Annotated in this window: 1 protein-coding gene; it reads left to right on the top strand. The window is 38.7% G+C overall.

The features are described from left to right. The coding region (locus PQG54_RS12345; protein WP_271807747.1) for a hypothetical protein at positions 1-271 on the top strand (271 nt) is incomplete at both ends.

The raw sequence follows: 271 nt of genomic DNA, 5'->3' as shown, positions 1-271 counted from the left end.
TTTAAAATCTATCACCATTGATGATAGCGCAAGCATTTTGGAAACCATCCAGCCAGAAACAACAATGTTATGTATAGGGGCTTCATTTACGGAAGGCTATGGAACTGTTGGTATTGAACATAGTGATTTTAAAGCAAATGATACAACATGTTCATGGGGTGCATTGCTAGGAACATCATTGGGTTTTAATGTGGCAACATCAGGCTATGCAGGAAGTGGTTTTTCAAAAGGTGGAAGTGGCGATTCTCCATCTGTCAGGATATCTTATAAA

It is taken from the genome of Commensalibacter communis, assembly GCF_947179015.1.
GTDB lineage: Bacteria > Pseudomonadota > Alphaproteobacteria > Acetobacterales > Acetobacteraceae > Commensalibacter > Commensalibacter communis.
This window is presented reverse-complemented; position numbering and strand designations above follow the sequence as displayed.